The organism is Gemmatimonadaceae bacterium, assembly GCA_036496605.1.
Lineage (GTDB): Bacteria > Gemmatimonadota > Gemmatimonadetes > Gemmatimonadales > Gemmatimonadaceae > AG2.
In genome coordinates, this window is record DASXKV010000032.1 from 163,687 (window position 1) to 186,258 (window position 22,572).

Here is a 22,572-nt window from a genome sequence, read left to right on the forward strand (position 1 = left end):
GAATTGCCTGCAATTTGCTTGACCGGCGCTGCCAGTTGGTCCAGCCCCACTTTTATTTGCTCGATCGGCACTGCCGTTCGATCACCGCTGTCGTTTGCTCGATCGGCAGTGCCATTTGCTCCCTCGGCGTTGCCGTTTGCCCCGTCGGCGATTCCATTTGCTCCATCGGCGTTGCTATTTTCTCTAGCGCCGCCGCCACTTGCTCGATCGACGCTGAGATTTGCTGAAACGGCGCTGCGCTTTGCTCGATCGGCACTGCGCTTTGCTCGATCGACGCTGTTCTTTGCTCGATCGACGCTACTCCTTGCTCGATCGCCGCTGCGCTTTGCTCGATCGCCGCTGCGCTTGGCTCGATCGCCGCTACTCTTGGCTCGATCGCCGCTGCTCTTGGCTCGATCGCCGCTACTCTTGGCTCGATTCACGCTGCTCTTGGCTCGATCGACGCCATCGTTTGCACTATCGGCTCTGATACGTGCCCGATCGCCGGCAACGTTTGCCAGCTCGACGGCGATGTTCGGACGATCGACTGCAACGTTCGCGCAATGCACCGCGACGGTTCCACGCTCGAGTGCAATGTTTGAACTCGCGAGTGCCACGCTTGCAGGATCGGCGGCAACGTTTCCCGGAGCGGCGACAACGTTTGCACGCTCGTGGGCAGCGCTTGCAGGCTCGAGCGCAACGTTCGCAGGCTCGAGTGCAACCTTTGTACACGCGGCTCCAACGTTTGCAGCAGCGGCGGCAATCTTTCTACGCTCGTGTGTAACGTCGGCTCGATCGACCGCAGCGTTTCTGCGACGTGTCGCAACCTTTCCCCAGCCCATCACAACCTTTCGGAGTCGCCGAGCAGCGCGTCCCAGCCGCATTCCCACTGACGCGAAGCACGCACACACGCGGCGAACGGGCGGCCCTGGGAGCCCAAGCCTAGAAACGCTCGACTCGTCCCTCGGCAAGCCGAGCGCCTAACGTAATCGCCAGCACGAGGGCAATGAGCAACACTGAATAGGCGGCCGCTGTTCCGAACGACAACGACCGCAGCTGTGCAAGAATCTCGATCGAGATTGGCCGGTTGGCGTGCGTGTAGAGCACGACGCTCGCGACGAACTCGCCGACGGCAGCGATCGCGGCGAGCATGGTTCCGGCGACGAGGCCCGGGCGCGCGGCCGGGACGACGACGCGGCGCATCGCCAGAAGCCACGACGCGCCGAGGCCACGCGCCGCGTCCTCGAGTGAAGGATCCATCTGACGCAGCGATCCTTCGACCGCGCTCGTCACCACCGGCACATTGCGGACAAAGTACGCGAGCGGAAGGATCCAGAAGGTGCCGACGAGGAGGATTCTTCCCTCGAGCGGTTTGCTGACGTCGAACGTCGCCGCGAGACCGAGTGCGATCGCGGTCGCGGGAATTGCCCACGGAAGCACGACGAGTATTTGAAGCAGCCGCCGCCCCGGCGCTCTCGTGAGAACGATCAGGTACGCCGCGACAAAGCAGACGACGACGTTGGCCGCGGTCGCGAATGCCGACATGCCGACGCTGTTGGTGATCGGACGCCAGAGCTCGGGATCGGTGGCGAGTCTCCGGAAGTTGTCGAGCGTGTACTCGGGAGGAAGTATCTGCGTGGTCCACGCACCGTCGCGGGCGAATGAGACGAGCACGACCATCGCGTGCGGCAGTACGAGAAACGTCACAACAATGAGCGCGGCAACGGGGGCCAGTACGCGCGCCGCTCGCGAGCGGACGACGTCGCGTGTTGTCTTCCCCTTACCTGTGAGTGCGTAACGACGCCTCCGCTCGAGCCAGCGCAGCGCCAGCAACGCCGCGACCGCGGCGAGCGCGAGGACGGTCGTTTCGACGTAGGCGAGGCCCATCGATCCATTGAGCTTCGACACGAGAATCTGTGTCGCGAGCACGCGCTGGCCGCCGCCAAAGATGTACGGCGCGCTGAACGAGCCGAGTGAGCTCATGAATACGAGAAGCATCGCGCCGGCGATCGATGGCATCAGCAGCGGCAACGTTATACGACGCAGCGTTCGACCGCGCGTTGCACCGAGGCCCGCCGCGGCTTCGTCCAGCGTCGTGTCGTATCGCTCGAGTCCCGCTGCGACGAACAAGAACACGTACACGTACATCGTATACGCATGGACGAAGACGATTGCCGATAAGCCAGTGAGCGACCAGGGCGCGTGATCGAGGCCGAGCACGCGTTGTACGACTCGCGTGACGACTCCGCTCTCTCCGTACAGAAAGAGAAAGGCAATCACGCCGACGAGCGGGGGAAGCGCGGCTGGTAACGTCGCAACAGCGCTCAGCGCGCGACGTCCTCGAAAGTCGAAGCGTCCGAGAAGAAACGCGAGGGGAAGGCCGATGATCAGCGCGGCAACGACGGAGCCAACGGAAATGACCAGCGTACTCCAGAGCGCCTCCCGGTCGGCCGGACTGGCGACGAAGGCGCGCCAGTCGGCCAGCCCGTGGGTGAAGCTACCGACGATGACCGATACGTTAGGCAGTACGACGCTCCACACGAGGAGCGCGAGCATGAGGATCGTTGCGACGACGAATCGCCGCTTCATGGTCGGACCAGCGCGACCGCCTTGGGCATCAACTTGATTCCCACGTCAGCTTGTTCACCGAAACAGCCCTCCTCGCTCTCGATCTCGAAGATGTGGTCGCGATCGCCGCGAGGCGTTGCCGGAACTGACACTCGATACACGTAATACGCACCCGCATAACGACAGGCGTCCACATGACCGTGCCACGCGTCGGGCGCGTCGGGCGGACACAGGTCGAGCATCTCGGGGCGGATCACCGCCACGAGCGGGACGTCACTCGCGGGAGTACCGGGCATCGACGCGATGGGCGCGTGCTGTGTGACGCCGTTCAAGGTGACACACGCCTGGTTTCCGTCGCGTCGCGCCGCGACGAGCGTCGACCGTCCAATGAAGTCGGCAACGTGAATCGAGCTCGGTCGACGATACAACTCGTCAGGCGTCCCGAGCTGCAGCAGCCTTCCTTCGTGCATCACCGCCATCCGATCGGCGATGGCGAACGCGTCTTCCTGATCGTGCGTCACGAAGATCGCGATCGAGTTGAGCTCGTGCAGTTTGAGGCGCAACCACTCGCGCGTCTCCTGTCGACGCGCCGGGTCGAGGTTCGAGAGCGGCTCGTCGAGCAGGAGCACTGGCGGATCGATCACGATCGCGCGCGCGAGTGCGACACGCTGCTGCTCACCGCCCGAAAGCGATTGCACGGCCCGGGGTCCCACATCGGCCAGGCCGACGCGATCGAGTGCCTGACGAGCGCGCTCCACTCGCTCGCGCTTGCTCACACCGCGCGCTTCGAGACCGAACGCGATATTCTCGGTCACGCTCATGTGCGGAAAAAGCGCGTAGTGTTGGAAGACCATTCCGAAGCCACGGCGCTGCGGTTGCATGGCGGTGATCTCGCGCGGCGATCCGCCGAAGCGATCGGTGAGCACGATCCGCCCCGCGTCGGGATGCTCGTAGCCCGCGATCAGGCGCAGCGTCGTCGTCTTGCCGGAGCCGGACGCGCCAACCAGCGCGAGGACTTCGCCCTCGCCGACGGTGAATGACATGTCGTCGACCGCCGGCCGGTCGGCGTCGGCGAAGCGTCGGGTGAGCCGCTCGACGACGAGCGTCACCGCGCCCGGCAGCAGTTGCGCACGTGTGCATCCCAGTAGTTCATCCAGCTGTCGAGGCTATCCGCCAGCATCCGACGGTCGAGCGGCATCGGACGGATCTGAGCGCGCGCCTCACGAATCCACGCCGGGAGCGAGTCGTTCGGGATATCCGGGCGCGCTGGCATTCGCACGAATCGCTCGGCGGCGATCTTGAGAGCGCCAGGCGTGGTTACGAACTCGTAAAACTGCTTCGCGAGCGCGGCGTGCCGAGTGCCACGAACGACGGCAAGCCCCTCGACGAGGAGCGGCGTACCAGAAGAGGGAATCCGCGAGGCGATCGGATACTTGGTCGTCTGACGGAGCGTCTCGATATCCGGCATGTCGTACAAACTCAACACACCCTCCCGCTGGCCCAGCTTCTGATAGAGCATCGTCGGGCTGATGACGTACTCCTTGGTGTTCGCGTCGAGACGTCGTAGCCAATCGAAACCGGCCGCCGTCGAACCGGTGCGCTTGAGTTCACGAAGAATGATCGCGCCGAATATGGCGCGCATCGAGCCGCTGGGAATGGGATCTCGAATAATGATCTTCCCTTTCCACTTCGGATCGAGCACATCGTCCCAATCTTTAGGGGCCTCGGCCGCTGAGAGGAGTTGGGAGTTATACGCGATGACCTCGGGTGTCAGATACGTGCCGTACCAGAGATCTTTGGGATCATGGGCTTCGTCAGGCATCACCGACGCCCACGATGGTCGATACGGCTCGAGCAATCCCTCGTTCGCGGCTCGGGCGAACGTCTCGGATGGAGCGCCGAACCAGACATCGGCTTGCGGATTGGCGCGCTCCGAGCGCAGCCGATCGAGCACGTCCTGAGAGCCCATGTCGACCCACTGGACGTTCACATCCGGATGCTCCTTCTCAAAGGCCTGCTGGTAGTACTGCAACAGGTCCTTGCCGTGTGGGGAGTACACCACGAGCGGCGTCCGGGAATCGCCGCCGCACGATGTCGCCAGTGCGAGCAGCAGCGCGGACCACGATCGTCGAGTGCGGCGAGCGATCACGGCTTTGGCGGGGTGGACGGAGTGCCAGCCGAGCGATGATCGGCGCTGAGCAAATTGGCGAAGATACGTGCGCCACCCGGAACACCAGCCGGCAATTGCCGGAAGAGGGCCAGCGTCGTGTAGACGTACGTGCCTTTGCCCAACGGCGCAACGAGGATGGCGCCGTCGTTCGGCGGCTCGCCGGTATCGTTCATCGAGATCATCGTGCGGTAGCGCTCGTCGTGGGTGCGCGGCATGTACAAGGTGCGCTCCTGAACCCACCCGTTCCAATCCGCAGGGCCGATACGGTTCGGCGCGTTGAGGATCGGTGACGCCGGATCGGTAACGCGTACCGCCGCGTCTTCCTCGGTGACGCGATCGCCAGGCCTAACGATCGTGATCGGATACGGCATCATCGCTGCGTTCGCCATCTCGAACTGGCCGTACTGAACGACGAGTGTGTGACCTTGCCGCGCGAAGTCGAGCAGCTTTGGATTGGCGGCAACCAGCGCGGGACTCGACTCGTACGCACGGGGCCCGACCACGACCGTCGTGAACGCCGACAGGTCGACACCGGCCAGCTTCGCCGGCTCGATGACCGTGAGCGGAATACCGAGTTGCTCGAGCATCGGCGCAACATTGTCGCCGACGCCGGGGATGTACGCGACCCTGAGGCCGGACGCGATCTGCACGTCGACGGCGCTCATCTCGAGCGTCGCGCCGCGGAAGAGTCGCTGTGGCCGGATGTGATCGTACTCGACGAGTGTGTATCCGTCCGCGTAGCGTCGACCTTCACTCTCGGCCATTGCGGCGATCGTGTGCCTGCCCGCCGGCAGCGTCCCGCTCACGCGGAACTCCACGGTGCGAGTGGGCGAATTCCCAGGGACCGCGCGTCCGCCGGGAATCCCCCGAGGTTCCCCTTCGCCCCCGAAGTTTCCCGCGTAGTCCGGCAGGCCGATCGTTTGCGACGCTGAATCTGCCGTTAGGCCAGATGGCAACGAGAGCGAGACTCGTACAGTGCGGGGGTGACTACTTGCCGACCGCAGCTCGACCCTAACGATGCGTTCGAATGGCTTATTGGCCGGAACGTACTGGATCGGCTGATCGACGGTCACGCTCACAGCCGGCACGATCGCAATCGGCCGTTGGATCTCGCCCTTCACGGGATCCGCGAAACGATACACGACTGGCTGTACGACGCTGAAGAACACGCCGCCGACGTCACCCGATAGAGTCGCGGCCAGTCCATGCAGACGATCCTCCGGGTATGCGAGGATCGGCGTGCCGAAAATATCCCCGGTGCGCGGACGCACGAGCCACCAGGGCTGCGTTGGAGCAAGCGTGTTGGAGCCTAACGTGTCGACCAACTGCGCGCTCGTGAGCGGCGCGACGGAACGGGCGTCGCGCACCGACAGCGCGCGTCCGTCGAACGACACCCCGACATTCACCGGCAACGTGCGAGTCCTATTGAATACGTTCGTCGCGAGGCGCACCGGCTCCTCGACGGCCCACGTCTCATGATCCGCGACTGCCTCGATGCCGATGCCCGACGCCAGCACAATCGCCCGCTCCACGCGACGAATGAGCTCGGCCAGCACTGCTTCGACGTCCGGATTCCGCGCGTTCGCGGCCGCTTTCGCCAGCCTTCTAACGCGTCCGAGTGGCTCCAGCAGCTTCTCCGGTACGAGCGGATCGAACGCACGAGCCGCTGCCGCAATCGCAGTGGGCATGGAATCGATCGCGCCGCGCGAGCCCTTCGTTTCGTGCTCGACGCGAGCCCACGTCGTATCGATGCCATCGAAGAGCGACGCCTCCGTCATTCCCGGCGTGACCTGGCTGACGCGCGATGCCTCCAGCCGTACGCCGTCCATGATCACGCCCTTTCGATGCAACGTCCCGAACGCCTGCGACTTGTGCTGCGAGCGGCTTTCCGCCGCCATCTCGGCGTACGACTCCCCGCGCAATGGCGAGTATTCGCCGACGTCGAAACGATATGTCGATTCGCCACCGAAGCGCGACGAGCGATAGAACTTGAGCGGCGTCCACGGCGCGCGCCCATGCGTCGCGCTTCTCGGCATACGCACGCTATCTCCCGCAAGATCGAACGCCTCTCGCGCCAACAGGCCGGACACTTGGTGATGTCCGTGGCCGTCACGTGGCGTACCGCTGAACACCGCGACGATGACGTGTGGCCGGAAGTCGCGCACGACGCTCACCACGTCGCGGAGAATCGAGTCCTTGGGCCAGTGCTTGTAGGTCTCTTCGGCGCTTTTCGAGAACCCGAAATCGTACGCACGCGTGAAGTATTGGTGGCCGCCATCGATTCGCCGCGCGGCAAGGAGTTCCTCGGTGCGAATGGCGCCGAGTGCCTCACCGAGCTCATTGCCAATAAGATTCTGTCCGCCGTCGCCGCGGGTCAGCGAGAGATACGCCGTTTCAACCTGCCGGCCCCGCGCGAGCCATGTGATGAGTTGTGTGTCCTCGTCGTCGGGATGCGCACCGATGACGAGGACGCGCGTGTTCACACCGAGCCCGTGAATGAGCTCACCGAGATCGGCAACGCTCCCTTGCTGAGCGAAGCTGCGAGAGGAAATAAGAGCAACGGCGGCAAGCGCCGCGATGAATCTGCCTCGAATCATGCGTCGAAAAGTATGAGCGTGCGCCAGAGATCACAGGCATGGCAGGAATGGGAAATGTCAGGGCTTGCGATCGGTGTTGGTGCTGGTTGGTCGTCGTTGGTGGAAAAGGAAGGCCGGCGAGCTTCGCTCGCCGGCGCCCAATCACTAACCCAAGAACCAACCACCAATAGCCCCGCACCAACCACCAGATCACCTAGCAGCACCGGCCTTTCGTCGTCCCGACGGCGCGGGTACGGTGAGCACGTCACTCACGATGCGCGACTGTTCCTGCACGTGAGAATTGTGGTATCCCTCTGCCGGAGCTGCCCGTTCGGGACGCCCGATGTAGCGCAAGGGAAGCACGGTGCCGATGTCGGCGCGCAACCGCGGCGACACGTAGGTCCACGCTCCCATATTCTTCGGTTCTTCCTGCGCCCAGACGACCTCCTCGACGTTCGGGTACTGATCGACGATTCGCGCCACGTTCTGCGGCCACGGATATAGTTCCTCGATGCGAACGATTGCGAGCCCCGCCGGACGCTCCTTCTCGATCAGGTCGTAGTAGATCTTGCCGGTGCAGAGGACGAGGCGACGAACCTCATCGCGCCGGCGGCTTGCGGTTGCATCGTCGATGAGCGGACGGAAGCTCCCCGTCGCCAACTCCTCGAGCTTCGACGCCGCCGCGGGAAGACGCAGCAGCGATTTCGGCTGCATGAGGATCAGCGGCCTTTTGCTCGGCCGCACCGCCTGGCGCCGCAGTATATGGAAGTACTGCGCCGGGCTCGACGGGTAGGCCACCATGAGATTGTTCTCGGCGCAGAGCTGCAGGTAGCGCTCGAGGCGTGCGCTCGAGTGCTCCGGCCCCTGTCCCTCATAGCCATGTGGCAGTAGAAGGACGAGCCCCGAGTCCTGTTCCCATTTCGCGCGATCCGCGGCGAGGAATTGATCGACGATGGGCTGCGCGACGTTCGCAAAGTCGCCGAACTGCGCCTCCCAGAGCACCAGGTCGTTAGGCGCGGCCGTGCTGAAGCCATACTCGAAGGCCATCACCGCCGTCTCCGAGAGCGGGCTGTTATAGATCTCGAACGTTCCACGTGCTTGTGGGAGCTTGGCGAGGGGAGTGTAGCGCTCGCCCGTGTTCGCGTCGTGCAGGACCGCCTGACGATGCGAGAACGTTCCGCGCTCAGTGTCCTGACCCGTGAGCCGCACGTTGAATCCATCCGCGAGGAGCGACGCGAACGCGAGTGCTTCGGCGTGCCCCCAGTCGATGCCGCCGTTGTGAATGGCGTCGCGACGACGAGGCAGCGTACGCTGCAGCGTCGGGTGAAGCTTGAACGTCGACGGCCAGATGAGCAGTTGCTCATTGAGCGCGACCAGCTGCTCGGACCGCACCGCCGTTTCGCGCACCTCGGTCGACTTGGGCTCTTCGGCCCGGGCGATCGGATACTCGTCCGTATCGGCGTTCTTCGTTTCGGCGAAGATCCGCTCGAGCTGATCGGCGACGTCGCGGTCCATCGCCTGCACGTCGTCCTCGGTCAGGACGCGCTCGCGTACGAGGCGCGCGCCCCAGACCTGCCGCGGCGACGGATGCGTCTTGATCAGTTCATAGAGCTTCGGCTGTGTGAAGCTTGGCTGATCGGCTTCGTTATGCCCGTGCCGTCGGTAGCCGACAACGTCGATGAGAAAGTCCTTATGGAAGCGCTGCCGGTACGCGATCCCGAGCCGAACGGCGTGAAGACACGCCTCGGCGTCATCCGCGTTGACATGCACCACAGGAATCTCGAACCCCTTCGCGAGATCGCTGGCGTAGTACGTGGACCGGCTCTCGTGCGGATCGGTCGTGAAACCGACCTGATTGTTCGCGATGATGTGCAGCGTTCCGCCGACTCGATAGCCCTCCAGCATCGCCAGGTTTAGTGTTTCAGCAACGACGCCTTCCCCTGGGAAGGCCGCGTCGCCGTGGACGAGAATCGGCAGCACTCGCGATTCATCGCGCTGGCCGGGAGCTCCGCCCTCGATACGTTGCTTGGCGCGCGCCGAACCCTGTAGCACCGGGTTGACGAATTCGAGGTGACTCGGATTCGGAGCGAGCTCCAGCTCCACCGTTCCAACATCTTCGATGTGGCGCTCGCTGCGGTAACCCAGATGGTACTTCACGTCGCCACTGCCACTGGCCGAGTTCGTATCACCGTGATGGCCAAGGAACTCCTCGAACAGCGACTGCACCGGCTTGTTGAGAATGTGCGTCAACACATTGAGCCGGCCGCGGTGCGCCATGCCGACAACCACCGAACGCGCGCCGACGAGCGCACCGCGCTCGATGGCCTCGTCGATCATCGGCACGAGCGCGTCAACGCCTTCGATCGAGAACCGTTTCACGTTCACGAACGCGAGGCCGAGGAACCGCTCGAAGCCGTCGACTTCGGTGAGCCGCTGCAGCACGTGGCGCTTTTCGTCCGGGGTCAACGGCGCCGTCACTTGTCGCTCCTCGATCGCGCGCCGGAACCAGTCACGCTCCGCTTCCTCCTCGAGGTGATCGAACTCGAAGCCGATCGTGCCGCAGTAGAGTTCGCGCATATGCTGCACGACGTCGGCTGCCGTGCCCGTGAGCTGTGTACTCGTGTGCGCGTCGGCGAGCGCCGTCGCCGGAATCTCGCCAAGGTCCGATTCGGTTATTCCATGAAACTCAGGCTTGAGCTCGGCCGCACCGAGTGGTGGAGCGCCGAGCGGATCGAGCTGAACGGCAAGGTGACCGTAGCGCTGAATGGCGCCGAGCAATGCGGCGGCGCCGGCGACCTTACGAAGGAGCGACTCGTCTACTCCGCTCGGCCCGCTGGTGCCGGCGAGCGACTCGGCAAAACGAAAGAACTGTCGCCACGATTCTTCGACCGAAGCCGGATCGCGGCGATATGCATCGTACATCTCGGCGACGTAGCCGTCGTTGAAGACACTGCTAATCGGTAAGGAGCTCATGATCAGAAGCGATTGGGCTTTCCAAATGTACTCGCAATCCAAATCCCGCAGTTCCGCGAGAGGATCAGGAGCGAGCGCGCAGCGCGAGCGACGGCCGTTAGTCTGCCGGAAGCGCGAGCGTAAAGGTCGAGCCAGCGCCAAGCTCGGACTCGACGTCAATGCGTCCGCCCAGCAACTGGGCGAGTCGCTGTGAGATGTAGAGACCAAGCCCAGTCCCACCATGCCGGCGAGTGAGGCCGGCATCGACCTGCGAGAACGGACGGAAGAGTCGACGCGCATCCTCGGGCGAGATCCCCGATCCCGTGTCCCTCACGGCGATGCGCACCTCGCGCCGCTCGTCACCCTCGGCCTCGCCTGACGAGTGGATTTCGCTCAACACGATGCGAACCTCGCCGTCGTCGGTGAATTTCACCGCATTCCCCGCGAGATTGACGATGATCTGGCGCACCTTGTCGACGTCACTCGTGAGGCGAACGGGGTCGGCGGGAAAATCGCAGGCCAGGCGCAGGAGCTTTTGTCGCGCGAGCGGCTCGACGATCGCGGCGGCCGCGCGGACCAGATCCTCAGCCAGAAACTCAGTTGGCCTGACGACTTCACCTCCCGCTTCGATGCTCGAGAATGCGAGCACCTCCTCGATCATCACGGTCAAGTGATGTGTCACCGAGCGCATGCGCTCGAGGACGTCGGTCTGTGACTCGGTGAGCGGACCCATGACTTCATCCGCCAGGAGTTCCTCGTATCCGGTGAGGGCGGTGAGCGGCGTCCGCAGCTCGTGCGAGATCGTCGCGAGGAAGCGTCCCTTGGCGCGATCCGCGGCGCGTGATTGCTCGAGCAGCTCCGCCTTCCACATCGCGAGCGCCGCATGGTCCGCGATGACGCGCAATCGCTGCGCTTCGGTTGGCAAAAATGCCGCCGCACGATCGCCGCGGACGACAGTGAGAATGCCTAACAAGCGCTCGTGCGCGATCAGCGGAGCGGCGAGCATCGGCCCGATACGAAGCTCCGGTACGATGCGCGCCAACGGACGTTGCGACGCCGTGAAGTTCTCGACGGAAACTACGCCGCCACTCTCGAGCGCTTCCTTGGCGACCGACCCGTCGAGGGAAAAGCGACGCTTGAGACCCAGCGTCATCGCGCCCGCGGCCGACACGACCTCGCCTTCACTCCCAGCGCCACGGAGTACGGCCGCTCCGGTCGCGTCGCACTGTTCCGCAGCTGCGGAACACAACAGATCGAGTAGTTCGCTGGTGTCCGCGATCGCGGCCATCTGCCGAGCGAGACGACGAAGGGCCGCGTTCTCCGCGCTCCGCTCGGCGGCATCCTCTCTACTACCCGCCGGAACTGCTTCCGTCACCTCGATGATGAGTCGCTCATCAACGCTGCATACGGCGCGAACGCCGTAGCGTTCAATGCCATTCGTGTATGAGAGTTCGAGGTCGAAATGGCGAGTGGTCCCGTCCGCGCGCGCGGCGCGGAGCATCTGAGCCGCGTACTCTTCCTCAAAAAACGGAAACGCGGCGAAAAGATCTCGCCGCGTACATTCGGCGGCGGCACGACCGAAGATCCGCTCCCACTGCCGATTCAACATGAGGATGCGCCAATCCGCGCCGACGACGGCGATGGCGCTCCCGAGGGCGTCGAGCACAGCGGCGGCGTCGACCCGAACATCGCGCTGCGGAATTGAGTCCGCGAGCGGCGGCAGCGTCTTCGACGTCGTATCCGTCTCGCGAACCCGAGAGCGATCTCCAGGCTCGGCGGACTGAGCGCCGTCATCAATCGGCCGCACCCTCGCAGCCGACAGGCGGGACGCTTCCGTAACGTCCCGATCGTCGCGATTCACGTCTACGTCCTACGAGGTCACGAGGGAATTCGTGCGGCGCGAAGCGCCGGCCAAGGCAACGAAGCGGGCGCCGTTACCGCAGCGCGACGCCATGAGGCCGCCGCGCCGAGCATCTGCAACGCTTGTTCGGCTTCCAGCGTCGGCAGGTAGAGAAAGCCCGCGATGCCGTTCACGTCCAGCAAATGCACTTCCGCAGGCCGCCGTGTCAAGCTTACCGCGATCACCGGAAGGCGTGAGAGGAGTGGGTCGCGTTCCCAACCATCCAATGGAATCGTCGCGAGCAGGTCGTAATCACAGACTACCGCATCCGGCTGGTACGCAGCGGCCGCTTCCATTGCATCTTGGAGCCCGACGCCAGCGTGCGTGTTCACGCCCAGCGCAGTGAAGAAACGGCAGAGGTGATCACTGAGATACGGATGTCGCCCGACGCAGAGCACACGCATAGTTGGTCAATATACCGATGACCGACTCGTTTGTTCAGTTGATGTGCGGGTCTCGGCGGCGTGATGTGTATCACCCGAAGTGAATTGTTCTGACTCAGCTTGCGATGCGACTCGCGGTATGCGGCTCGGGCGCATTCATCTCTCCTGTATCATCGCGAGACACAGGTCGCCCGACGCGATCGTCTGCGGGAGTCGGTGTCATGTCCTGGTCGGGCATGCGCGCCGTGGTCGCTCGCTCCGCGGTTGCGGGGAGCGAAAGACGAAACGTGCTGCCGCGTCCCAGCTCTGAATGTAATGTCAAGGAGCCGCGCAGGAGCTCCGCCAGCCGACGTGAGATCGGTAATCCCAGCCCCGTGCCCTCGGTGAGCTGCGTTTTACCGAGCTGCACGAATTCCTGGAAGATGCGCTCCTGATCGTCGGGCGCTATTCCCTCGCCTTCGTCGATCACCTCGATGACGATGCCATTGTCATCGCGACGCGTGAGCGCAACGCGAATCGGCTTTCCACGGCCGAACTTGATTGCATTCGACAGCAAGTTGAGCAGAATTTGACGAACGCGACGCGGATCAGACACGACGCGAATCGAATCGCCGGTGTGCTCGATGCGAAGCGTTGAGCCGTACTGGTCGGCGAGGGGACGGACCGTGACGAACAGATCTTCGATGATCGAGGGGAAGCTCACGGGCTGTAATCGGAGATCGATCTTTCCCGCTTCGATCTTGGAGAGATCGAGGACATCGTTCACGAGCTCGAGCAGATGCTTTGCGGCCTTGTGGGTGCGCTCGATGCCTTCGCGCTGCTTCTCGTTCAGGGGACCATAGATGTTCTCGAGCAGCAACGTGCTATAGCCGAGCACGGCATTGATCGGCGTGCGCAGTTCATGACTCATCGATGCATAGAAGCGACTGCGTGCCGTCATCGCCCGTTCGAGATCCTGCTGGCGCTCGTTCAGCTCGTCGTTGAGTGCTTTGAGCTCGCTCATCGTACTCGCGAGCGAGACGGCCTGCTGCTTGAGCATTTCCTCATGACGAACGCGCTCTGAGACGTCACGTAAGATGAGCGTGTACGTCCGGTCTTCCCGGGACTTGAGCAGCGAGACGGATGCCTCGATCGGGAACGACTCTCCCGACGGGCGCTGTGCCGTGAGCTCGAGCGTGCTCGTCGCCGGGTCCGGCCGCTTCGGGTCGTTCCCGTCGCGGTCCTCAGCAAAGAGCTCGAGCTCCCGAACCGATTGCGCTTCGGCCGCGAAGAAGCGCGTGATCGGTGTGCCGACCGCTTCCGCGCTCGTGCACCCGAACATCGCCTCCGCCGCTGAATTGAAGAGGGTAATTCTGCCAGCTTCGTCGAACAGAATGATCGCGTCGAGCGCCGAAGTCACAACTTCACGAAAGCGAGCCTGCGACTCCCAGAGCTCGCGCATGTGCCGCAACTCCATCTCGCGACGCTCACTCTCGCGCACGAGCGCTTCCTTCGCCGCGACGTTGCGCTGGCGCACGTAGAGATCGACAAAGGCCGCGACTTTCGAGCGAAGAATCTCCGGTTGGAACGGTTTGAACAGGTAATCCACGGCGCCGACCGAGTAGCCTTCGAAGACGTACGCCTCTTCCTTGTTGATCGCCGTGAGGAAGATGATGGGGATGGACTTCGTGCGTTCGCGCGACTTGATGATGCGCGCCGTCTCGAAGCCGTTCATTCCCGGCATCTGCACATCGAGTAGAATCAGCGCGAAGTCGCGTTCGAGCAACCGGCGGAGCGTCTCCTCACCAGACGACGCCCGCACGAGGTGCTGATGGAGCGGCTCGAGGATGGCCTCCAGGGCAAGCAGATTCTCAGCGCGGTCGTCGACGATGAGAATATCGACTTGGTCGGCCGCCGCCGCAGGCGTCGTCTCCGGTTGGCGCGCGGTGGACGGCGCGCGGTTGCCGTTAGGCGAGAGCTGCCTGCCGTTCACGCGCCTCCTGGCGGCGCGCCGCGGCGCAGCGAATCAGCGCCGCGATCGAATGCCGCGCTGGGCCCGCGCGCGCCCTTTTCGGCCTTCGTTGTGGCATCGACGTCGCACAGCGTCGTTGCGATCTGCGCGATCGTTTGCACCTGAGCGCCCGGGACGCATCGAATTGCCGCGGAGGGCATCGCCGGGCTCTCGGCCGTGCTTGGATCCTGGACCAGGGCGAGGCCGCCTCGGTCAAAAATGCGCCTAAGTCCGCGTGATCCGTCGGAGTTCGCGCCGGTCAGAATCACGCCGATGGCTGCCGAGCCGTACGCGTCGGCGGCGGAATAGAACGTCACGTCGATCGACGGCCGGCTGTAACGGACAGGCGAATCCGTGGACAACTCGAAGACATCGCGATCGATGAGGAGGTGGTAGTCCGCTGGCGCGACGAACAGCATTCCCGGCTCGATCGGCATCTTGTCCTCGACCTCGCTAACGATGAGCTTCGTTCGCTCCTGCAGAAACGTGCTCAGCAGGTGATCGGAGTCACGATGGCGATGCTGCACCAGAACAGTCGGCAGTCGATAATCCGCCGGCAGTTTGCCCACCAGCTCGCGAAGTGCGTTGAGACCGCCCCAGGAGGTGCCGACGACCACGATCGAGTATGCCACGGGTTAATGCCGAAGAATTATTTCACCTTTCGGTACATCTTTTCCCGCGCGTGCAGTTTCTCGTAGCAAGGCTCGTACTTCGAGAAGCGCAACGTCTCCTTGGACCCAAGAGCGAGCACTCCGAACATGGAAAGACTCTCGTAAAACAAGGCATGCACGCGGTCTTGCAGTTCGCGATCGAAGTAAATCAGGACATTACGGCAGAAGATGACGTTGAACTCAGAAAATGACCGATCCGTGACGAGATTGTGCTGCGAGAATACGACATTCCGAGTGAGATTCGGGCTGAACAGTGCTCCGTCGTATTTCGCAGTATAGTACTCGGAGAACGACTGCTTCCCGCCCGCCCGGATGTAGTTCTCCGTGTATTCCTGCATTCGATTGAGCGGGAAGATTCCCGCTTTCGCCTGCCGCAATACGACGTCGTTGATGTCTGTCGCGTAGAGGCGAGACCGCTCGTACAGTCCTTCTTCGCTGAGCAGAATCGCCATCGAGTAGACTTCCTCGCCCGTAGAACAGCCTGCGTGCCAAATGCGAACGAAGGGCCACGTCCGCAATAACGGGATGGCGATCTGGCGAAAGGCTCGGTAAAAGCCCGGATCGCGGAACATCGCCGTCACGTTGACGGAGAGGTCGAGCAGCAGCCGCTCCATCATTTCCGGATCGTGAAGCACGCGCGCTTGCAGCTCCGAGATCGTGCGCAGGCCTTCGGCCTCGATGCGCTTCCACAGCCGGCGCCTGATCGAAGCGTACGCGTACGAGCGAAAGTCAAAGCCGTAATGCCGGAATATCCCCTCGAGCAACAGCTCGATCTCGAGTCGCTCGAGATCCGAGTTGTAGGCGACAGGTGGCCCGGTGAGCGCCTTGCTCGGTGTTACCGGTACAGCCATACTCGCATCAAACTGAGAAGCTGTTCGGTATCGACGGGTTTCGTGATATAGTCCGAGGCACCGGCGGCGATGCACTTCTCACGGTCACCCTTCATCGCCTTGGCGGTGAGCGCGATGATCGGCAGATTGCGCAGTTCCGGAATCTGACGAATCGCGCGCGTGGTCTCGTAGCCATCCATTTCCGGCATCATCACGTCCATCAGCACGAGATCGACGTCCGATGCGCCTTTCAGCAGATCGATGGCGTACTTGCCGTTCTCCGCGAACGAGACGCGCATGCCATGATCCTCGAGCACGCTCGTCAGCGAGAAGATGTTACGCACGTCGTCATCGACGATGAGCACATGCTTGCCCGCGAACACCGCGTCGGCATTGTGCAGCCGCTCGAGCATTCGCCGCTTCTGCTCGGGCAGCTTGGCCTCGACTCGATGCAGGAAGAGCGCGGTCTCGTCGAGCAGGCGCTCCGGGCTCTTCACATCCTTGATGATGATCGTATCCGCGAAGCGCCGGAGCCGTGTCTCCTCTTCGGGTGTTAGCTCTTTGCCGGTGTAAATGATGATCGGCAGATCGCGCTTCTCCGGATCGCCCTTCACCGTCTCGAGCAGCTGGAAACCATCCTGGCCACCCTTGAGTCCGAGGTCGAGCACCATGCAGTCGTAGTGTGTCTGCGAGAGCTCGTGCAGCGCTTCCTCCGCCGTCGCAACGGCCGTGATCTCGACGTCCTCGTGCGCGATCAGCTCGATCATGCTCTTTCGCTGCGCGTCGTCGTCCTCGACGACAAGCAGCCGCTTCACCTGCTGATCGATGAACTGCGAGATCCGATTGAACGATTCGTCGAGCGCTTCCTTCGTCACGGGCTTCTCGAGATATGCGATGGCACCCGCTTTCATTCCCTGCTGACGCTCGCGAATTCCGGTGATGATGTGGACCGGGATGTGTCGCGTGTCCGGATGATGCTTGAGCCGATCGAGCACCGCCCAGCCATCGATGCCCGGCATATCGATGTCGAGCGTGATGGCGTCTGCTTGATACGCGTGCGCCAATTGGAGGCCAACCTCACCATCGTGGCCGACGATGCCTTTGAACCCTTTGTCGCGCGCGAGATCGAGCAGAATATGCGCGAAGCTGGCGTCGTCTTCGATGATCAGCACGACGCGATCGCCCGGTTGCAGATCGTCGCGATCGTCCTCGAAACCGTGTGGCCGCGGCAGGTCCTCCATCGGCGGCTCGAGCGTATCCACGCCCGCATCATTGGTCGTCGTCTGCTCCATTCCAATCGACGACAGGTCGGGCAGCTTCCATTCATCCGCGGGCTCGGTTTTCGCGGATTCCGTCGGCGCGACCGCAGCCGCCGTCGAGACCGATGACGCGCTCGTCGTCGCCGCGCCAGTATTCGTGGCCGAGGGCATCGGTCTGCGCTCGACATCGCGCGCCGGCGAGGGTGGCTGCTGCGCCGGTGTGGCGCTGGCTTCTCGTAAGGCGGCGCGCGGCGCAGACCGCTCGAGAGACGGCTGTGAGCGAAGCCGATCCTGCCGCGGCATCGCGGTCAGCTCGTCCTCCAGTCGGCGACGGTCCTGCTCGTGGTATCGCGCGGGAAGGAACAGGGTGAAGGTACTTCCCTGTCCCGTCGTGCTCTCGACGTGGATCTCGCCGCCAAGCAGACGCGCGATCTCTCGACTGATCGAGAGCCCGAGGCCCGTGCCGCCGTACTTGCGACTCGTCGTTCCGTCCGCCTGCTGGAACGCCTCGAAGATTAGCTGTTGCTTATCGCGAGCGATGCCGATGCCGGTGTCCTTCACGCCGAAGGCGATCACCTCCTCGGCGCGATCGAGCGAGCGTGACGCGAAGCGTCGTCCCTTGTCGGCGCGCCGAATCGTCAGCGAGATGCCGCCGCGCTCGGTGAACTTGAACGCGTTCGAAAGCAGGTTCTTGAGTACTTGCTGAAGTCGCTGACCATCGGTGTAGATCGGCGACGGCGCGTCGGGCGCCACCTCGAGCGCGAAATTGAGGCCCTTCTGCTCGGCGACTGGCCGGAACGTGCGTTCCACGAAGTCCGTGATATCGCGCACGGGAACGTCGATCGCGTTCACCTCCATCTTCCCCGCCTCGACCTTCGACAGATCGAGAATGTCGTTGATGAGGTTGAGGAGATCCGTGCCTGACGAGTAGATCGTCTGCGCGAACTCGACCTGCTTCCCCGTGAGATTCTTGTCCTTGTTCTCCGTGAGCAGCTTCGCAAGGATGAGTAGCGAATTGAGTGGCGTCCGGAGCTCGTGGCTCATGTTGGCGAGGAATTCGCTCTTGTACTTGGAGCTGAGCGCGAGCTGCTGCGCTTTTTCCTCGAGCGCCTGACGAGCCGATTCGACCTCGCGATTCTTCTGCTCGACCTTCGTGTTCTGCTCGGCGAGGAGGCTCGCTTTCTCTTCGAGCTCCTCGTTCACCTGCTGCAGCTCTTCCTGCTGCTCCTTGAGCAGCTCCTCCGATTGACGGAGCGTGCGGGCCTGCGCCTCGAGTTCCGTGTTCGACCGCTTGAGCTCCTCTTGCTGCAGCTGCAGTTCCTTCGACTGGCTCTGCAACTCCTGCGTGAGCTTTTGGGATTGCTCGAGCAGCTCCTCCGTCCTCATGTTCGCCTGAATCATGTTCAGCACGACGCCGATCGATTCGGCCAATTGATCCAGGAACGTCTGATGGATCATGCTGAACGGCAGGAAGCTCGCCAGCTCGATGACCGCCTTGACCTCTCCTTCGAACAGAATGGGTAGAACAATGACATTGCGCGGCGGAGCTTCGCCGAGTCCGGACGTAATCTGGATATAGTCGTCAGGCACATTCGTGAGCAGGATCGGCTGCTTCTCGAGCGCCGCCTGCCCAACGAGTCCTTCGCCCAGCGCAAATCGATTGCTGACGTTCTTGCGCGCGCGATACGCATAGCTCGCGATCAGTTTCAGATTCGGCTCGCCGGTGTCGCCCTCGCCGATGAAGAACGCGCCGTGGTGAGCCGAAACCAGCGGTGTCAGCTCCGACATGATCAGGCGCGAGACAGACTCGAGATCCTTCTGTCCCTGCATCATGCGCGAGAACTTCGCGAGGTTGGTCTTGAGCCAATCCTGCTCCTGGTTGCGCTCCGTCGTCTCGCGCAGGTTGCCGATCATCTGATTGATGTTCTGCTTGAGCTCATCGAGCTCGCCCTGTGCGTCGACGGTGATCTGTCTCGTTAGGTCCCCTTTGGTTACTGCCGTTGCGACGTCGGCAATGTTGCGCACCTGCACGGTGAGCGAGTTGGCCATCGCATTCACGCTGTCGGTGAGCGCCTTCCACGTGCCCGCCACGCCTGGTACCTCGGCCTGGCCGCCGAGCTTTCCTTCCGTGCCCACCTCTTTGGCGACGCGAGTCACTTCATCCGCGAAGACACGCAGCCGGTCGACCATGTTGTTGATCGTATTCTTGAGGTTGAGCACCTCACCCTGCGCCTCGACGGTGATTTTCTGGCTCAGGTCTCCATTCGCTATCGCGGTCGACACATCAGCGATGTTGCGGACCTGGCCTGTGAGGTTGGACGCGAGCGAGTTCACGTTGTCCGTGAGATCGCGCCATACGCCACCGGCGCCTGGAACCTTCGCCTGCCCGCCCAGCTTTCCTTCCGTTCCGACCTCGCGCGCTACACGCGTGACTTCGCTTGCGAAGGCGTTGAGCTGATCGACCATCGTATTGATCGTGTTTTTCAGCTCGAGGATTTCGCCGCGCACCTCGACCGTGATCTTGCGCGACAGATCGCCGCGCGCGACCGCGGTGGTGACGTCGGCGATGTTACGCACTTGCACCGTGAGGTTGCCGGCCATCGCATTCACGTTGTCGGTCAGGTCCTTCCAGGTTCCACCGACACCCGGCACGCTCGCCTGTCCGCCGAGCCGCCCTTCCGTTCCCACCTCCTTCGCGACGCGTGTCACCTCGTCCGCGAAGATGCGCAGCTTCTCCACCATCGCGTTGATGGTGTCCTTGAGGTCCAACATTTCACCGCGCACCTCGACGGTGATTTTTTGCGAGAGGTCGCCGTTCGCGACCGCCGTCGTCACCTGAGCGATGTTCCGAACCTGTCCGGTGAGGTTGGACGCCATCGCGTTCACGTTGTCGGTCAGGTCCTTCCAGGTTCCGCTCACACCCTGCACGCTGGCCTGCCCACCGAGAATTCCCTCGGTGCCCACCTCTCGCGCCACGCGTGTCACTTCGCTCGCGAACGCCGAGAGCTGGTCGACCATCGTGTTGATGGTGTTTTTCAGGGCGAGCACTTCGCCCTTCGCCTCGACCGTGATCTTGCGCGACAGATCGCCTTTCGCCACCGCGGTCGTGACGTCGGCGATGTTACGAACTTGAATCGTCAGGTTGTTCGCCATTCCGTTGACGTTGTCGGTCAGGTTCTTCCATGTGCCCGCCACGCCGGGCACGTTTGCCTGTCCACCGAGCACGCCTTCGGTTCCGACCTCGCGCGCCACGCGGATCACTTCACCCGCGAACGCGTTCAGCTGATCGACCATGCGGTTGACGACGTCCTTGATCTGCAGGATCTCGCCCCGCGCCTCGACGGTGATCTTTCTCGTTAGGTCACCGTTCGCAATGGCCGTCGCGACCGCGCTCACGTCGCGCAATTGCACCGTGAGGTTTCCGGCCATGCCATTCACGTTCTCGGTGAGGTCGCGCCAGGTACCGGCGACGCCCTCGACCCGCGCCTGGCCACCGAGCTTGCCCTCCGTACCGACTTCCTTCGCGACGCGGGTCACCTCGCTCGCGAACGCGTTGAGCTGATCCACCATCGTGTTGATGGTGTTCTTGAGCTCCAACACCTCGCCTTGTGCGCTGACCGTGATCTTTCGCGACAGATCGCCCTTGGCCACCGCGGTGGTGACATCGGCCACGTTCCGAACCTGTCCCGTGAGGTTCGCCGCCATCGCGTTCACGTTCTCGGTGAGGCTCTTCCACGTCCCCGCGACACCCGGCACGTTCGCCTGACCGCCGAGAATGCCTTCGGTTCCTACCTCCTTGGCGACGCGCGTGACCTCGTCTGCGAAGATGCGCAGACGATCCACCATGTCGTTGATGGTGTTCTTGAGTTCCGATACCTCGCCCTTCGCCTCGACCATGATCTTTTGCGAGAGATCACCGTTGGCAACTGCTGTCGTAACCAGGGCGATATTGCGAACCTGATTCGTTAGGTTCGCGGCCATGAAATTCACGTTGTCGGTCAGGTCCTTCCACGTGCCGCTCACGCCCTGCACGCTCGCCTGACCACCCAGGATTCCTTCCGTGCCCACTTCGCGCGCCACGCGAGTGACCTCGGCCGCAAAGGAGGAGAGCTGATCGACCATGATATTGATCGTGTTCTTCAGCTCGAGCACCTCGCCCTTCGCTTCGACCATGATCTTCTGCGAGAGATCGCCATTCGCGACCGCCGTCGTAACGAGCGCGATGTTGCGAACCTGGCCCGTGAGATTCGAGGCCATCGCGTTCACCGAATCCGTGAGATCCTTCCACGTCCCGCTCACGCCCTGCACGTTCGCTTGCCCGCCGAGCACGCCCTCCGTGCCTACCTCGCGCGCAACGCGTGTCACTTCGCTGGCGAATGCGTTGAGCTGATCGACCATTCGGTTCACGGTCGATCCGATGCGGAAGAACTCGCCCTGCACCTGCTTCCCCTCGATCTCCAGCTCGACCTTCTGCGACAGATCGCCCTCGGCCACTGCCTTGATAACGCGGGCGACCTCCGACGTCGGTTGAACGAGATCGGTAATCAGGCTGTTGATCGAGTCCACCGAGATCGACCATTGCCCCGAGGCAGGACCGATCGACGCACGATCGCGCATCTTTCCCTCGCGACCGACGGAGCTCGCGATGCGCACCATCTCATCCGTCAGCCGATTGTGACGCTGAGCGACGTTGTTGAAGGCGAGGATCAGATCCGCCATCAGCGGATCGCCGTTCGGCTCCAGGCGGACCGAGAAATCCCCAGCGTCCATGGAGCGAAGACCAGCGAGCAGCCGGGTCAGCGAACGCTCGCGCGAAGATCTGCGCTCTGGCGCGTCACCGCGGCGCTCTCGAAGCTCGCGCTCGACGGCGATGTCGCCATTCGCTTCTTCGCTCGTGGCAGCGCTATCGCCGGCGGCCCGACGCCGTGCACTCTGCCGGCGGCGTCCACGTTTGCCATTGCCGCCGCGTTGCTCGCCCGCTGGCGCGTCTTCTTCTTCCAGATAGTCCGGTCGTTCGCCGACTCCCACGGTCAGCTCCTGGCGATTTGGGTAGTGGAGGGCACCGACTCGCGAAACCAGTTCGCGCGTCGTTCGGTCTACAGAATCCCGATCATGAGGTGCGTATAAAATGCCGCGTCGTTCGTTCGCCTGTGGCGACGGGATCGACGCGCTTCTTCGCCTTCATTTCTTCAAAACTGATGCCGGACTCAGGCACTCTTCACCGCATTGTGATTCGCGTGAACGTGAGGCCGAGCGCGAGCCGAAAAGCACATACAGATCCGCAAGAAGCGGGC

The 22,572-nt window shown here is 62.9% G+C and carries 11 protein-coding genes; all 11 read right to left on the minus strand.

Translation table 11 applies throughout. The annotated features are described in order from the left end of the window. Positions 1–921: 921 nt before the first annotated feature. The 11 genes from VGH98_11445 to VGH98_11495 all read right to left on the minus strand — a co-directional run bounded on the left by VGH98_11445 (position 922) and on the right by VGH98_11495 (position 22,306). Positions 922–2,568, minus strand: a complete 1,647-nt coding sequence (locus VGH98_11445; protein ID HEY2376579.1) for an iron ABC transporter permease — start codon at positions 2,566–2,568, stop codon at positions 922–924. Beyond that, positions 2,565–3,656 (minus strand): ABC transporter ATP-binding protein, encoded by a 1,092-nt coding sequence (locus tag VGH98_11450; GenBank protein HEY2376580.1) that lies wholly within the window; start codon positions 3,654–3,656, stop codon positions 2,565–2,567. Before VGH98_11450 ends, VGH98_11445 begins: the two co-directional genes overlap by 4 nt. Beyond that, on the minus strand, positions 3,653–4,696 hold the full coding sequence (locus tag VGH98_11455; GenBank protein ID HEY2376581.1) for an extracellular solute-binding protein: 1,044 nt from the start codon (positions 4,694–4,696) through the stop codon (positions 3,653–3,655). Before VGH98_11455 ends, VGH98_11450 begins: the two co-directional genes overlap by 4 nt. Next, positions 4,693–7,314 (minus strand): PIG-L family deacetylase, encoded by a 2,622-nt coding sequence (locus VGH98_11460; protein HEY2376582.1) that lies wholly within the window; start codon positions 7,312–7,314, stop codon positions 4,693–4,695. The genes VGH98_11455 and VGH98_11460 overlap by 4 nt, the downstream gene beginning before the upstream one ends. Before the next feature lie 189 nt (positions 7,315–7,503). Then, positions 7,504–10,266, minus strand: coding sequence for a 2-oxoglutarate dehydrogenase E1 component (locus VGH98_11465; protein ID HEY2376583.1), 2,763 nt, complete (start codon positions 10,264–10,266; stop codon positions 7,504–7,506). Between the two features lie 97 nt (positions 10,267–10,363). Beyond that, positions 10,364–12,106 (minus strand): PAS domain-containing sensor histidine kinase, encoded by a 1,743-nt coding sequence (locus VGH98_11470; GenBank protein ID HEY2376584.1) that lies wholly within the window; start codon positions 12,104–12,106, stop codon positions 10,364–10,366. Positions 12,107–12,123: 17 nt separating this feature from the next. Beyond that, positions 12,124–12,549, minus strand: coding sequence for a response regulator (locus VGH98_11475; protein HEY2376585.1), 426 nt, complete (start codon positions 12,547–12,549; stop codon positions 12,124–12,126). 94 nt (positions 12,550–12,643) lie between these two features. Further along, positions 12,644–14,500 carry an ATP-binding protein gene (locus VGH98_11480; GenBank protein ID HEY2376586.1) on the minus strand — a complete coding sequence of 619 codons (1,857 nt, stop codon included), beginning with the start codon at positions 14,498–14,500 and terminating at the stop codon, positions 12,644–12,646. Beyond that, positions 14,497–15,150, minus strand: coding sequence for a chemotaxis protein CheB (locus tag VGH98_11485; GenBank protein ID HEY2376587.1), 654 nt, complete (start codon positions 15,148–15,150; stop codon positions 14,497–14,499). Before VGH98_11485 ends, VGH98_11480 begins: the two co-directional genes overlap by 4 nt. 17 nt (positions 15,151–15,167) lie before the next feature. Further along, entirely contained in the window at positions 15,168–16,040 is an 873-nt protein-coding gene (locus VGH98_11490) for a protein-glutamate O-methyltransferase CheR (GenBank protein ID HEY2376588.1), read from the minus strand. After that, positions 16,025–22,306 (minus strand): HAMP domain-containing protein, encoded by a 6,282-nt coding sequence (locus VGH98_11495; protein ID HEY2376589.1) that lies wholly within the window; start codon positions 22,304–22,306, stop codon positions 16,025–16,027. The genes VGH98_11490 and VGH98_11495 overlap by 16 nt, the downstream gene beginning before the upstream one ends. Positions 22,307–22,572: the final 266 nt, after the last annotated feature.